This is a genomic window from Micromonospora sp. WMMD1082 (assembly GCF_029626175.1).
Classification (GTDB): Bacteria; Actinomycetota; Actinomycetes; order Mycobacteriales; family Micromonosporaceae; genus Micromonospora.
The window spans coordinates 2,743,106-2,756,866 of the sequence record NZ_JARUBM010000002.1 but is presented as its reverse complement, the minus strand read 5'-3'; the positions used below and the strand labels follow the sequence as shown (position 1 = coordinate 2,756,866).

The 13,761-nt window shown below is 71.5% G+C and carries 13 protein-coding genes; 8 read left to right on the top strand and 5 right to left on the bottom strand.

All coding sequences use genetic code 11. The features are described 5' to 3' along the window. Window positions 1-6 precede the first annotated feature (6 nt). The 5 genes from O7615_RS12685 to dnaA form a co-directional block, all read right to left on the bottom strand. Window positions 7-729, bottom strand: coding sequence for a DciA family protein (locus O7615_RS12685; protein ID WP_278177677.1), 723 nt, complete (start codon window positions 727-729; stop codon window positions 7-9). Further along, complete coding sequence (gene recF, locus O7615_RS12680; protein ID WP_278177676.1) at window positions 719-1,852, bottom strand: DNA replication/repair protein RecF; 1,134 nt, start codon at window positions 1,850-1,852, stop codon at window positions 719-721. The genes O7615_RS12685 and recF overlap by 11 nt, the downstream gene beginning before the upstream one ends. A 16-nt stretch (window positions 1,853-1,868) precedes the next feature. Next, window positions 1,869-2,741 carry a phosphogluconate dehydrogenase (NAD(+)-dependent, decarboxylating) gene (gnd, locus tag O7615_RS12675; protein WP_278177675.1) on the bottom strand — a complete coding sequence of 291 codons (873 nt, stop codon included), beginning with the start codon at window positions 2,739-2,741 and terminating at the stop codon, window positions 1,869-1,871. 39 nt (window positions 2,742-2,780) lie between these two features. Continuing rightward, the gene (gene dnaN / locus O7615_RS12670) at window positions 2,781-3,914 is read right to left on the bottom strand and encodes a DNA polymerase III subunit beta (RefSeq protein ID WP_278177674.1); all 1,134 of its coding nucleotides are present in this window, start codon (window positions 3,912-3,914) and stop codon (window positions 2,781-2,783) included. A 774-nt stretch (window positions 3,915-4,688) separates the two neighbouring features. Further along, complete coding sequence (dnaA, locus tag O7615_RS12665; protein ID WP_278177673.1) at window positions 4,689-6,509, bottom strand: chromosomal replication initiator protein DnaA; 1,821 nt, start codon at window positions 6,507-6,509, stop codon at window positions 4,689-4,691. Window positions 6,510-7,151: 642 nt separating this feature from the next. Here dnaA and rpmH point away from each other — a divergent pair. The 8 genes from rpmH (at window position 7,152) to O7615_RS12625 (ending at window position 13,258) form a co-directional block, all read left to right on the top strand. Then, complete coding sequence (rpmH, locus tag O7615_RS12660; protein WP_013736606.1) at window positions 7,152-7,289, top strand: 50S ribosomal protein L34; 138 nt, start codon at window positions 7,152-7,154, stop codon at window positions 7,287-7,289. A 35-nt stretch (window positions 7,290-7,324) separates the two neighbouring features. Next, entirely contained in the window at window positions 7,325-7,732 is a 408-nt protein-coding gene (gene rnpA, locus O7615_RS12655) for a ribonuclease P protein component (RefSeq protein WP_278182084.1), read from the top strand. Beyond that, a complete protein-coding gene (gene yidD / locus O7615_RS12650) occupies window positions 7,729-8,016 on the top strand; it encodes a membrane protein insertion efficiency factor YidD (RefSeq protein ID WP_278177671.1) in 288 nt (95 codons plus the stop codon). Before rnpA ends, yidD begins: the two co-directional genes overlap by 4 nt. A gap of 3 nt (window positions 8,017-8,019) precedes the next feature. Continuing rightward, a complete protein-coding gene (yidC, locus tag O7615_RS12645) occupies window positions 8,020-9,009 on the top strand; it encodes a membrane protein insertase YidC (RefSeq protein WP_278177670.1) in 990 nt (329 codons plus the stop codon). Window positions 9,010-9,215: 206 nt separating this feature from the next. Then, complete coding sequence (locus O7615_RS12640) at window positions 9,216-9,806, top strand: R3H domain-containing nucleic acid-binding protein (RefSeq protein WP_278177669.1); 591 nt, start codon at window positions 9,216-9,218, stop codon at window positions 9,804-9,806. Between the two features lie 22 nt (window positions 9,807-9,828). After that, window positions 9,829-10,617: a 16S rRNA (guanine(527)-N(7))-methyltransferase RsmG gene (rsmG, locus tag O7615_RS12635; protein ID WP_278182083.1), complete on the top strand. Its 789-nt coding sequence runs from the start codon at window positions 9,829-9,831 to the stop codon at window positions 10,615-10,617. A 292-nt stretch (window positions 10,618-10,909) separates the two neighbouring features. Continuing rightward, entirely contained in the window at window positions 10,910-12,202 is a 1,293-nt protein-coding gene (locus O7615_RS12630; RefSeq protein WP_278177668.1) for a ParA family protein, read from the top strand. Window positions 12,203-12,229: 27 nt separating this feature from the next. Then, window positions 12,230-13,258 (top strand): ParB/RepB/Spo0J family partition protein, encoded by a 1,029-nt coding sequence (locus O7615_RS12625; RefSeq protein WP_278177667.1) that lies wholly within the window; start codon window positions 12,230-12,232, stop codon window positions 13,256-13,258. Window positions 13,259-13,761 lie beyond the last annotated feature (503 nt).

The following is a 13,761-nucleotide window of genomic DNA, read 5'->3' as shown; positions in this document are numbered from 1 at the left end:
GGCAGGTCAGCCGTAGGTGTCGCGGGGGCCGCGACCGCGTACCCGGCGTGGGCCGCGCGACCAGGAGGGCGCGGCCGGGCCGTGGATGTGCAGCTTGCGGACCACGTTGTGGCCGACCTCGCGGCCGATCTGCTGCAACAGCGAACCGGCGAGCAGCCGCAGCTGCGTCGCCCAGGCGGTCGATCGTGCCTCGACGGTCAGCTCGCCGTTCTCCAGCTTCACCGGGCGGCTGTGCTGGGCCACCTCCGGCCCGACGACCCGTTCCCAGGCGCCGAAGACCGTCGCCTCGGCGGCCGGCTGCTGCCAGCCACGGGCCTTGACCAGCCGGTTCAGCACCGCGCCGAGCGGCTGCGGATCGCGCGGGTCCGGCCCCGGCCCGGAGTAGCCCCGCAGCCGGCGTTCGCCGTCGCCGCCGCCGGTCCCGCTGCGCCGCCGGGGCCGCCCGGCCGCCTCCCGCCGGGCCTTCGCCGCATCCAGCACCGCACGCGCCAGTTGCGGCCCGGAGGCGCCGTCCGGGCCGCCGTCGGCCGTTGCGCGCTCGGCGCCATCGCCGCCGGACCCGGCCGGTAGCGGCCGGGGCTCGGTGTCCGCCCCACGGTCGCCGGCCGCACCGGCGCCGCCGCCGGATCCACCCGACCCGGCGGTACGCGCACCGCGCCCCCGGGGGACGGCACGCGGTTGTCCCGCCGGCCCGCTGTCTCGGGCCGGGTGCTGCGGTTCATCCGACACGTTGCACCGTTCCCTCCACCACCTCGTACCGGGCGCCGCGCAGGACCGCCGGTACGTCGTCGGCGACCGCGCAGGTCACCAGCAGTTGACTCGCCCCGCCGACCAGTTCGGCCAGCCGGTCCCGCCGGCCGGCGTCCAGTTCGGCGAAGACGTCGTCGAGTACCAGCACCGGTTCGATGCCGTCGCTGCGGAGCAGGTCGTACCCGGCCAGCCGGAGGGCGAGCGCGTACGACCACGACTCGCCGTGGCTGGCGTAGCCCTTGGCGGGCAGCGGGCCGAGGCGGAGGGCGAGTTCGTCGCGGTGCGGGCCGACCAGCGTGGTGCCCCGCTCGATCTCGGTGGAACGGGACTCCTCCAGCGCGGCGGCCAGCACCGCCGCGAGGGTCTCCCGGTCGGTGGTGGACTCGGCGAGATCGACCGACGGCCGGTACGTCATTCCCGCCGCGCCGTGGCCGGCGGCGACCGCGTCGTACGCCTTGGTCACGTGGGGGGCCAGTGCGGCGACCAGCTCCAGCCGGCCGGCGAGCAGCTCGGCGCCGTGCCGGGCCAGGTGGGTGTCCCAGACGGCCAGGGTGGACAGGTCCCCGCCGCGCGAGCCGCCGGTCTTGCGGGCCAGGTACGCGGTGCGCAGCAGCGCATTGCGCTGCTTGACCACCCGCTCGTAGTCGGCGCGGACGCCGGCGTAGCGGGGCTGACGCAGCACCAGCAGGTCGTCGAGGTAGCGCCGGCGCTCGGCCGGGTCGCCCCGGACCAGTTCGAGATCCTCCGGGGCGAAGAGCACCAGGCGCAGCGCGCCCAGCACGTCCCGGGCCCGGCGGGCCGGGGAGCGGCCGAGCCGGGCCCGGTTGGCCTTGCCCGGGACGATCTCCAGCTCGACCAGGAGTTCCCGGCCGTCGTGCGCCACCGCACAGCGGATCACCGCGGCGGTGGCGCCCATCCGCACCAGCGGCGCGTCGGTGGCGACCCGGTGCGAGTCCAGCGTCGCCACGTAGCCCAGCGCCTCGACCAGGTTGGTCTTGCCGACGCCGTTGGCGCCGATCAGGACGTTCGGCCCCGGTTCGAGGTCGACGGCGACCCGCTCGTAGGAGCGGAAGTCGACCAGTTCGAGCCGGCGGACGTACACGGGGTCGCGGTGCCGGTCAGCGCTTGCGCACGGTGTGCCCGCCGAACTGCTGACGCAGCGCGGAGACGGCCTTCAGCGCCGGTGAGTCGTCCTGCCGGGAGGCGAACCGGGCGAACAGCGAGGCGGTGATGACGTTGAGCGGCACGGCGAGACGGACGGCCTCGTCCACGGTCCAGCGCCCCTCGCCGGTGTCCTCGGTGTAGTCGCTGAGCTGGTTCAGTTCCGGGTCCTCGTCGAGGGCGCGGTCGAGCAGGTCCAGCAGCCAGGAGCGGACCACGGTGCCCTCGCGCCAGGACTTGATCACACCCGGCACGTTGGTCACCAGTTCGGAGGCGGCCATCAGCTCGTAGCCCTCGGCGTAGGCGTGCATCAGGCCGTACTCGATGCCGTTGTGCACCATCTTGGCGTAGTGGCCGGCGCCGACCGGCCCGGCGTGGACGAAGCCGAACTCGCCCTCGGGCTTGAGCGCGTCGAAGATCGGCATGAGCCGTTCGACATGCTCCTGGGCACCGCCGACCATCAGGCCGTAGCCGTTCTGCCGGCCCCACACCCCACCGGAGACCCCCACGTCGAGGTAGCCGATGCCGCGTTCGTGGAGCCGCTCGGCCCGGGGGGCGTCGTCGCTGAACCGCGAGTTGCCGCCGTCGATGATGAGGTCGCCCTCGCCGAGCACGGTGGCCAGTTCGTCGATGGTGGCGTCGGTGACGGCCGCGGGCACCATCACCCAGACCGCCCGCGGCGCCTCCAGCTTCTCGGCCAGTTCAGCCACGCTGGCAACATCGCTCAGCCCCGGGTTGTGGTCCAGACCGACCACCTCGTGACCGGCGGTGCGCAACCGCTCGCGCATGTTGCCGCCCATCCGGCCGAGTCCTACCAGACCGAGCTGCATCTTTGGTGACCTTTCGTGGGTGCGGTTGTGCGCTGCCGATCAGCGGGACACGCGGATCGGCATGATGAGGTACCGGTACCCACCGATGAGCTCGCCATCCTCGCCCGCCGGAGAAATCACCGCGGGCTTGAAGGCGTCGACGAAGTGCAACACGGCGAACTGGGTTCCGAGGTTGGTCAGCCCGTCGATGAGGTACTGCGGGTTGAAGCCGATGGTGAGCGGCTCGCCGGTGAAGGTGGCCTCCATGGCCTCGCTGGCCCGGGCCTCCTCGGTGCCGCCGGCCTCGACCACCAGCCCGTCGGCGCTGAAGCTGAGCAGCACGGGGGTGGCCCGCTCGGCCACCAGCGCGACCCGCTTGACCACCTCGATGAGGGTGCTGACCGGCAGGTGGGCCTCGGCGTTGTGGTTGGCCGGGAAGAGGGAACGCACCGGCGGGTAGTTCGCACCGTCGAGCAGGCGGCTGGTGGTGCGCCGGGTGCCGCCGGAGAAACCGATCATGCCTTCGCCCGCCGAGCCCTGGGCCAGGGCCAGGATGACCTGGCCGCCGAGTGGGCCGAGGGCCTTGGCGGTGTCGTTGAGCGTCCGCGCGGGAACCAGCGCGTTGAGGCTGATCTCCGGGTCGTCCGGGTTCCACTCCATCTCGCGCAGGGCCAGCCGGTAGCGGTCGGTGGCGAGCATGGCCAGGCTGCCGCCGGAGAGTTCGACGCGTACGCCGGTCATCATCGGCAGCGTCTCGTCCCGGCTGGCGGCGACCGCGACCTGGGCCACCGCGGCGGCGAAGGCGGCCGCGTCGATGGTGCCGGCGCTGGCGGGCATTTCGGGCAGGGTGGGGTAGTCCTCCACCGGCATGGTGGGCAGGGTGAACCGGGCGCTGCCGCAGACCAGTTCGAGATGTGCCCCGACCGCGGCGATGTCGACCGGTTTGGCGGGCAACGCCTTGGTGATCTCGGCAAGCAGGCGACCGGAGACGAGGGCGGCACCGTCGGCGTCGCCCTGCACCTGGACGGTCACCTGGCTGGAGACTTCGTAGTCGAAGCCGGAGACCTGGAGGCTGCCGTCGGTGACGCGCAGCATCACACCGGCCAGCACCGGTACGGACGGCCGGCTGGGCAGGCTCTTCGCGGTCCAAGCCACGGCTTCGGCGAGCGCGTCGCGCTCCACTCGGAACTTCATCAATGCCTCCGCGTCGACGTCGACGTCGTCAACTCTCTCATGCCGGCCGCTGCCCACTGACCCGCCTGGTGTGCGGGTACCCCTCGCACCTTAGGGCGCGAGGGTATCGGCTGTGTGCCCGACCCCGTGGATCGTGTCGCTGCTGACGCGTCTGTCCGGCAGCGGTCGACCGATCCACAGGAAGTCCAACGGTGATGATTGGTTTTCGTTCTTTTAGAAGAGATAACTCATCGTCTTCATCGCACCTGTGCAAACTGTGGAGAACCCGCGTATGGGCAGGTCAGACGGGTTATCCACCGGTGGTTTAGCTGTGGAGAAGCCGGGGTACAACCCGGCTCGCCGTCCACAGGGGGCCCGCGCGGCACCGGTTGTCCACCGTTGTCCACTGGTTGTCCACCGGTAATCCACCGACTTCCTCCCCAGGCCTGTGGATCGTCGCGGGCGGCTCGGCCGCCGTCATCCCCAGAACCTTCAACAGGCTGCCCACAGGCCGGCCGTTGTCGGTGGACAACGCGGTCGGCTGTCCCCAGGCATCCACAGGCGTCCACAGCGTCGTCCCCAGGGTTTCTCCACAGGCTGTGGGTAACCGGATGCTGACGTCGCGTCGTTGTCCACCGTCGGTGGATAACGAGCTGTGGACAACGAACGGCGGCGGGAGTGGACACGCCTTTGATGGTGTGGTCTACACCTCGTCGAGGGTCAACCGGTGACGCAAGAAAAAGAGGGTCCGACCGGTGCGGTCGGACCCTCGCCACGACGCGCGGCAGCCGTCGTTCAGGTGTTCTGCTTGATCCGGTTGGTCAGCTCGGCGATCTGGTTGTAGAGCGAGCGCCGTTCGGCCATCTGCTGACGGATCTTGCGGTCGGCGTGCATGACGGTGGTGTGGTCCCGCCCGCCGAAGGCCTGACCGATCCGGGGCAGCGACAGGTCGGTCAGCTCGCGGCACAGGTACATGGCCACCTGGCGGGCGTTGACGAGCACCCGTGATCGGGAGTGTCCCCGCAGATCCTCCAGGCTCACCCCGAAGTAGTCGGCGGTGGAGACCATGATCTGGTCGGCGGTGATCTCCGGCCCGGCACCGTCCGGGATGAAGTCCCGCAGCACCTCCTCGGCCAGGGACAGCTCCACGTTCGAGCGGGTCAGGCTGGCGAAGGCGGTGACCCGGATCAGCGCCCCCTCCAGTTCCCGGATCGAGTTGGACACCCGGGAGGCGATGAACTCCAGCACGTCGGGCGGGGCGAAGAGCCGCTCCTGGGCGGCCTTCTTCTGCAGGATCGCGATCCGGGTCTCCAGGTCCGGCGGCTGGATGTCGGCGAGCAGTCCCCACTCGAAACGGGTCCGCAGCCGGTCCTCCAGGGTCGCCAGCTGCTTGGGCGAGCGGTCCGAGGTGATCACGATCTGCTTGTTGGCGTTGTGCAGCGTGTTGAAGGTGTGGAAGAACTCCTCCTGGGTCCGCTCGCGGTTCTCCAGGAACTGGATGTCGTCGATCAGCAGGATGTCGACATCGCGGTAGCGGCGCTGGAAGGCGCTGGTCTTGTCGTCCCGCAGCGAGTTGATGAAGTCGTTGGTGAACTCCTCGGTCGAGACGTACCGGACCGAGCGGGCGTTGCCCAGCGTCGTGGCGTAGTGCCCGATGGCGTGCAGCAGGTGGGTCTTGCCCAGCCCGGAGCTGCCGTAGATGAACAGCGGGTTGTACGCCTTCGCCGGCGACTCGGCCACCGCGACGCTCGCCGCGTGCGCGAAGCGGTTGGACGAGCCGATGACGAACGTCTCGAACATGTACTTCGGGTTGAGCCGGTTGCCACCGCTGTCGGCGCCGGTCGGCAGCCGCCGATCGTCCCGCCCGACGGGGCGGTGATCCGCGCCACTGCGGCCGGGCCCGCTGTCGGTGCCCCCGTCGGATGGCATGGCCCGGATCACATGCTGGTCGCGGGGGGAGAAGGGGGACTCCTCGCCGTACCGGGTGCCGAAGCCGCGTGGCCCGGCGGCCGGCGGATCCAGGCGCCCGGCCTGCTCGGGGAAGCCGAGCCGCTCGGGGCCCCGTCGGCCGGCCTCCGCCGGGTGGGGCTGCTCCACGAACGCGGCACCGAAGAGGGACTCCTGGCCGTCGGTCACGCCGGCACGAGGGCTGACCTCGGCGGGCGGCTCGTCCAGGACCGGCCGGTCGAACCGGCCGGGGTGCGGTTGCTCGGGAATCAGCGGGAGCTGCCGACCGACGTCGGTCCCCGGTTCCGGGCCGGCTGTCCGGCCGTCGAGGTCACCGGAGCCACCGGTGTGGTCGACGGAGTCCGATTCGGGGGTGGTGCGGTAGACCGTGCCCGTGGCTCGCCCGTCCTCCGGCACCCGGACGGTCACCGCGACCTGGATCGGCCGACCCAACCGGCGGGTGAGCGCCTCGGTGATGGCCGGCCGCAACCGTGACTCGATCACGTCCCGGGTGAAGGCGTCCGGCACCGACAACAGAACGGTGTCCTCGACGATCGCCCGTAACCGGGTCAGCCGCAGATACGCCCGCTGCTGCGCGGAGATGATCTCGTCGGCGAGTTCATCGGTCGTCGCCGTCCACACCGCGGCAAGGTCGGTCGTACCGGCCACCGTCGTGCCACCCCCTCGCCTCTGCTCCCGGACGCCGCCGTCCCCCGGCCGTCCGGTGGCCCGTACCGAGCGGGCGTGACCTCGTCGTCGTCACCCCGCCCGGCCGCCGCACCGGTCGTCCTCCACAAGTTATCCACAGCCTGTGTACCGACCGATTGTGGCCGCCCGCCGGGCGCGGGTCTGACCTGCCCCCTGCCGTGGCCGGGCACTGAAGCGGGTTCACCGTGCCGAACGATTCACCACCGTGTCCGGTCTTGCCTGCCGGCGACATCGGCGGAACTCCGACGCTGACCGCAATCGGGCACGGTAACAGCGTTGTCGCCGCGCCATCAACCGTCGACGTGCTCCGTGCCTGTCGGCATCAGTGAAAACGCCACTTCTCCGCACCCTCCGCCGCTCTTTGCCGCAGGTCCCGCACCGGATGGACCGGTTTGACGGTGATTGACCCCCGACCTACGCTGGAGGGGCTGCTCGCACGCCCTCTGCTAGGGTGATGGGTGCCTGCCGCCCACGGTCGCTCCACGCATCGCCGAGGCTACGCACCGCCTGGGCAGCGTTGATCAGGGCCACCGCAGCGGCGGCCCGGACCACCACGACCCGGCGATCCCCTCGCCCGGGGCGTCCGACAACGGAGAGCCTGACGTGAGCAAGCGCACCTATCAGCCGAACAACCGCCGGCGCGCGAAGACCCACGGCTTCCGGCTGCGCATGCGCACCCGGGCCGGCCGCGCCATCATCTCGACCCGTCGCGCCAAGGGCCGCGCCCGCCTGTCGGCCTGAGGCCGGTCGGGTCCGCTCGGGAGGACGTGGCAGTCGTGCTGGCGGCCGCGCAACGACTGCGGCGCAGTAGCGACTTCGCCGCAGCGGTTCGCGGTGGCCGTCGGGCGGGCCGGGGCACGCTGGTCGTGCACCTGACCCTGCCGGTCACCTCCGGGGAAACAGCGCCGAAGCCGGCGCGGGGTGGTGCGGAGTTTGACTCCGCGCCGGTGTCCCGCGCCGGCTTCGTGGTTTCCAAGGCGGTCGGGCCCGCGGTGGTCAGGAACAGGGTGCGTCGCCGGTTGCGGCACCTGACCCGGGAACGGCTCGTCGACCTGCCGGCCGGCAGCACCCTTGTCGTACGCGCCCTGCCGGCCGCGGCCGACGCGGCGTACCAGCGACTCGGTGCCGACCTGGACGCGGCGCTCGCCGCCGCCCGGTCGGGCCGGGGTCGGCGGCACCGATGAACGACGGATCGACGCCGTTCCGCCCTGCTACCAGGGGTGCCCGGGTGCTGACGCTACCCATCATCGCGTACCGTCGGTGGATAAGTCCGGCGTTGCCGGCCCGCTGTCGGTTCTACCCGTCGTGCAGTGCGTACGCCCTTGAGGCGGTCGCCCGGCACGGCGCGCTCCGGGGAGCCGGTCTGACGGTCCGGCGACTGTCGCGCTGCCACCCATTCCATCCTGGTGGATACGACCCGGTGCCGGAGCCGGGCGGCCGCCGATCCGCCGACGTGACTGGAGCCTGAGAATTGAGTCTCGACTGGATCTACTACGCGATCTCGTGGATCCTGCTGTCCTGGCATTCGGCCTGGGACGCCATCGGGATTCCGGACGCCACGGTCCTCGGCACCAACTGGTCGTGGATCCTGGCCATCTTCTTCCTGGTGGTCACCGTCCGGGTGATCCTGTTCCCGGTCTTCGTCAAGCAGATCAAGTCGCAGCGGGCGATGCAGGCCCTCCAGCCTCAGGTGAAGGCCCTGCAGGAGAAGCACAAGGGTGACCGGGAGACGCTCCAGAAGGAGATGATGGAGCTCTACCGGAAGGAAAAGGCCAACCCGCTCATGGGCTGCCTTCCGATGTTCCTCCAGATCCCCGTCTTCCTCGGCCTCTTCCACGTGCTGAGGCGCCTCAACCCCGATCGCGGCGAGGTCGCCAAGACGCTGTACGGCTGGACGGTCAGCCAGTTCGACAGCGCCGCCACCGCCACGCTGTTCACCGCGCCGATCGCCGGCAAGTTCGGGTCCACCGCGGAGGAACTGGCGCAACTCGGTAACGCCAACGGCACGGTCGTCAAGGTCATGGCCGGTGTCCTGGTCCTGGTGATGATGGGCACCACGTACCTCACCAGCCGCCAGATGATCCTCAAGACCGGCTGGGCGGAGGACCCGCAGCAGCGGATGATCCAGCGCCTGATGCTCTACGGCATCCCGCTGTCGCTGCTGATCTCCGGCGCGATCTTCCCGATCGGTGTGATCATCTACTGGGTCACCAACAACCTCTTCACCCTCGGCCAGCAGCAGTGGGTGCTGCGCAAGTTCCCCCCACCGGTGACCGCGACCAGCAAGCCGGCCACCTCCGCGCGTAACGGGACGCAGCCGGCGAAGACCGGTGGCCTGTTCGGCCGGAGCAAGCCCGCCGCCGCGCCGCCGCCCCCGGCCGCGCCGAAGGTCGCCGGCCCGAAGCCGGGTGCCAAGCCGGTCAACCCGAAGAAGGGCCGCCCCGCCAAGCGGCAGGGCTGAATCGTCCGGGCCGTCGCCGGTCTCCCCGGCGGCGGCCCGTTGCGCGCCGTGCGGCCGCCGCGAGGCCGGCGCCGGAGCGCGAAGCGCCACGCGCGACGTGGCGTACGGGCGAGACTGCCCTACAGACGTGCCCGTGGGCACCGGCGACGTCCCGCCGGCCGCGCGGGAAACCAGCGGACCCGAGGTCCGGCCGAGCGAGTACGGAGATGACAACCGTGACCGACACCAGCATCCCCCGCGCCGAACAGCCCTTGGACGACGAGGAGCCGACCGCGGCGGCCCCGGTCGAGGGCGAGCCGGAGGAGACCGACGCCGCGCCGGGCAAGTCCGCCGGTGAGAGCGACCTGTTCCGGCAGAGCGAGATCGCGGCCGACTACGTCGAAGGGCTGCTCGACATCCTCGACTACGACGGCGACATCGACGAGCTGGTGTCGGCCGGCCGGCCGGTGGTCGAGGTGGTCGGCGCCCGCCTGCAGAACCTGGTCGGTCAGCGCGGCGCCACCCTGGAGGCGCTCCAGGAACTGGCCCGGCTGGCCGTCTTCCGGCAGACCGGTTCGCCGAGCCGGCTGCTGCTCGACGTGGGTGGGTACCGGGCCAACCGGCGCAAGGAACTCGCCGCGGTCGCCCGTAACGCCGTCGAGAAGGTCAAGGAGCACGGCGAGCCGGTGCAGCTGGAGCCGATGTCGGCCTTCGAGCGCAAGTGCGTCCACGACGTGGTCAACGCGATCGACGGCGTGGAGAGCGAGTCCGAGGGCGTCGAGCCCAGCCGGCGTATCGTCGTCCGTCCTGCGGACTGAGCGGGTGACCCGAGACGACGCCATGGGCGTTGCACCGTCCGGCCCGGGTGGCACGCCGCCCGGGCCGGCGGCTATCCCGCCCGGATCAGGCGCACCGTCGGCCGAGCCCGCCGTGGCGATGCTGCCGCCACAGCTGGCCGACGCGGCCAGCCGGCTCTTCGGCGTACGCCTCGATCTCGCGGCCGCGTACGCCGAACTGCTGGCCACCGACGGCGTGGTGCGTGGCCTGATCGGCCCGCGCGAGGCGCCCCGGATCTGGGACCGTCACCTGCTGAACTGCGCGGCGGTCGCCGAGCTGCTCCCACCGGGCGCCACCGTGCTGGACGTGGGATCCGGGGCGGGGCTTCCCGGTCTGGTGCTCGCCATCGCGCGACCCGACCTGGCGGTGACGCTGATCGAGCCGCTGGCCCGCCGCACGGCCTTTCTTGAGGAGGCGGTGGAGGCGCTCGCGTTGACCGGGTCGGTGCGGGTGCTCCGCGGTCGAGCCGAGGAGGCGGCGGCCGGTCCGGACCCGGTGCGCGGCGACGTGGTCACCGCCCGCGCGGTGGCGCCGCTGGACCGGCTCGCCGCCTGGTGCCTGCCGCTGGCCGTGCCGGGTGGACGTCTGATCGCACTGAAGGGCGCCTCGGCGGCTGAGGAGATCACCGAGCATGCCCAGGCGGTGCACCGGCTGGGCGGCGGCCGGCCGGTGCTGCACCGGTGCGGCGAGGGGATCGTGGACCCCCCGACCACCGTGGTCGAGATCGTGCGGGAGCGGGTGATCGGCCCGGCGGGCCGGTCGTCCGAGAAGTCCCGGTCGCGGCGACGGTGAGCCAGATCGCGCCACCGGCTCCGTGACGGGTACGGCGGGCGCGTGGCCCGCCCTGCGAGTGGCGTTCGGTCGCCGGGTGGCGGGCGTACTGTCGGCGGGTTGCGAACCCGACATGGACCGGCCGCGCCCGTGCGCCGTAGGCTGACCGCGCGTCGATAGTGTGGAGCGGGCGGCGATGGATCTCCCTCCGGGGCCCGACCGCTCCCGCCGGGCGGTACCTCTGCGGACAGTACGCGCGAGTGGCCCGGTTGACGGGTGCGGACCGACCATCCGAAGCGGGCAGGGATGACAGGTGCATGACGACGGCAGGTACGACGATCCGCGCGTGACCGGGTCAGCGGGTGACCCTGTTTCACGTGAAACCGACTATCCGAACTGGCGGCCCACCGAGGTGCCGCAGGGTCCACCGGAGCCTGGCCGGAACTCGCCGACGTCGGGTGCGCCATTCTCACCGCCGCCGGAGCGGGACGGCGCGGACCCCAACGGGCGTCCGGCCAACGCGTCTCCCGAGGCGCGGGTGATCCCGATCCGCCGGAACACCTCGGCCTCCGCCCGCTTCGAGGCGGCCCCGTCGCACCAGCCGGTACCCGGCGTGGTGCCCGATCCCCGACCGGCGTCCGACACGCCGGCCGCGCCTGCGGCCGGCCCCCACCCCACGGACACCGCCGACGCCGCGTACGTTTCACGTGAAACCTCGACGCGCGAAGAGGATGACCCACCGTTGGCAATGGAGGCGATGCGCGCCGTGCAGATCCTGAACCCCAGTGGCGAGGTGACCATGCCTCGGCCGGAGCGGACCCGGGTCATGTGCGTCGCGAACCAGAAAGGCGGCGTGGGTAAGACCACCACCACGGTCAACCTGGCAGTGGCCCTGGCCCTGCACGGCAACCGGGTGCTAGTGGTCGACCTTGACCCACAGGGCAACGCCTCCACCGGGCTGAATGTCCCGCACCACACCGGCATACCCGACGTCTACGACTGCCTGATCAACAGCGTGCCCCTGGAGGACGTGACCCAGGCCGTCGAGGGCATCCCCAACCTCTGGTGCGTGCCGGCGACCATCGACCTGGCGGGCGCGGAGATCGAGCTGGTGTCGGTGGTGGCCCGTGAGTCTCGCCTGGAACGGGCCATCACCGCCTACCCCGGGCGCTTCGACTACGTCTTCATCGACTGCCCGCCGTCGCTCGGCCTGCTGACCGTCAACGCGTTGGTGGCCGCGCAGGAGGTGCTTATCCCCATTCAGTGCGAGTACTACGCGCTCGAAGGGCTGAACCAGCTCATCAACAACATCAACCTGGTCCGGCAGCACCTCAACCCGCGGCTCGATGTCTCCACGATCCTGCTCACCATGTACGACCGGCGGACCCGGCTCGCCGATGCGGTCGAGCAGGATGTCCGGAACCACTTCGGCGACAAGGTGCTCCAGGCGGTGATCCCGCGTAACGTGCGGGTCTCCGAGGCGCCCAGCTACGGCCAGTCGGTGATGACCTACGATCCCGGTTCGCGAGGGGCGACGAGCTACTTCGAGGCCGCGCAGGAGATCGCCGAGCGGGGTGCCAAGGAGCCGGTGAGCCGGAATGCGTAGTGCGGAAGAGGCGCTGGGAGGCGTGGTATGAAGAACCGTCCTCGGGGCGGTCTGGGACGGGGCCTGGGGGCGCTCATCCCGACCGCACCGGCACAGGACGCCGGTGCCAGCACCGGCGCTGGTACTGGTGCTGGTGCGCTCACGGTGGGAGCCAACGGGGCGTCGGCCGTCGCCGCGCCGCCCGTAGCGGCTGCGCCGGCTCCGCCGGCCACGCCCGAGCCGGTTCTCAGCCCGGTGCCCGGTGCGCGCTTCGCGGAGATTCCGGTCGACTCGATCGTGCCCAACCCGAAGCAACCCCGTCAGGTCTTCGACGAGGAGGCACTGGAGGAACTGAAGACCTCCATCCAGGAGGTCGGTTTTCTCCAGCCGATCGTGGTGCGGCAGCTCGACGACGAGAAGTTCGAACTCGTCATGGGCGAGCGGCGATGGCGGGCCGCGCAGGCGGTCGGGCGGGAGAACATCCCCGCGATCGTCCGCGACACCCGCGATGACGCCATGCTGCGGGACGCACTGCTGGAGAACATCCACCGGGCGAACCTCAACCCGCTGGAGGAGGCAGCCGCCTACCAGCAACTGCTGGAGGAGTTCGGGGCCACCCACGAGGAACTGGCGCGGCGCATCGGCCGCAGCCGGCCGCAGATCTCGAACACCATCCGGCTGCTGAACCTGCCGGCACCGGTGCAGCGGCGCGTTGCGGCCGGAGTGCTCTCCGCCGGACACGCCCGGGCACTGCTGAGCCTGGAGGACCCGGAGACCCAGGAGCAACTCGCGCTAAGGATCGTCGCCGAGGGACTGTCGGTCCGGGCGACCGAGGAGGTCGTCGCGCTTGCCCTGAGCGAGGGACCGGTCAAGAGGGAGTCTGCGAAGCGCCGGCCGAAACCACACGCGCCGGCCCTGAACGATCTCGCCGACCGACTCTCCGACCGGTTCGACACCCGGGTGAAGGTCGACATCGGGCGGAGCAAGGGCAAGATCACTATCGAGTTCGCCACCGTTGACGACCTGGAGCGGATCGTCGGCATCATCGGTGTCGAGGGAGAAGAGCCCCAAGGCTGAGCCCCTGCCACACCCTGACGGCCGCGTCCCCGTACCGCGAGGACGCGGCCGTTCCATGCGAGGCCGTTCTGTGCGGGCAGTTCGTGCGGGCGGTCTACGTGTCGGGTGGTGCCGGCGCGGCAGCTCGTGCGAGGCCCGCTCCGTGCAAGGGGCTCCTTGCCGGGCGGCTCATGCGGCGTGGGCCTGGCTCTCGATGGTGAAGGGACTGCCGGCCCTGTCTCCGGGAACGGGATGCGGCGGTCCGGTGCGCGGTCGTACCCGGCGTCGGTTGGTCCCTGCTGTCCGGGCCGACACGGCCCGGCGGCGTCGCATCCCACCCCTGGACTAGGACCGCGCGATCACGGCGCTCCTGGCGCCTCCTGCGGGCCGTTAAGGGCCCACAGCGGCTCGGGGGCGACCTGGCCCGCCGGCAGACCTTGCCTCCCGTGCAGACCCGCTCTCGGCAGACCGGTGCGCGGCCCGTGCGCCATGCGGCAGGCAGCTCGGTCGTCGCAGGCTCCCCA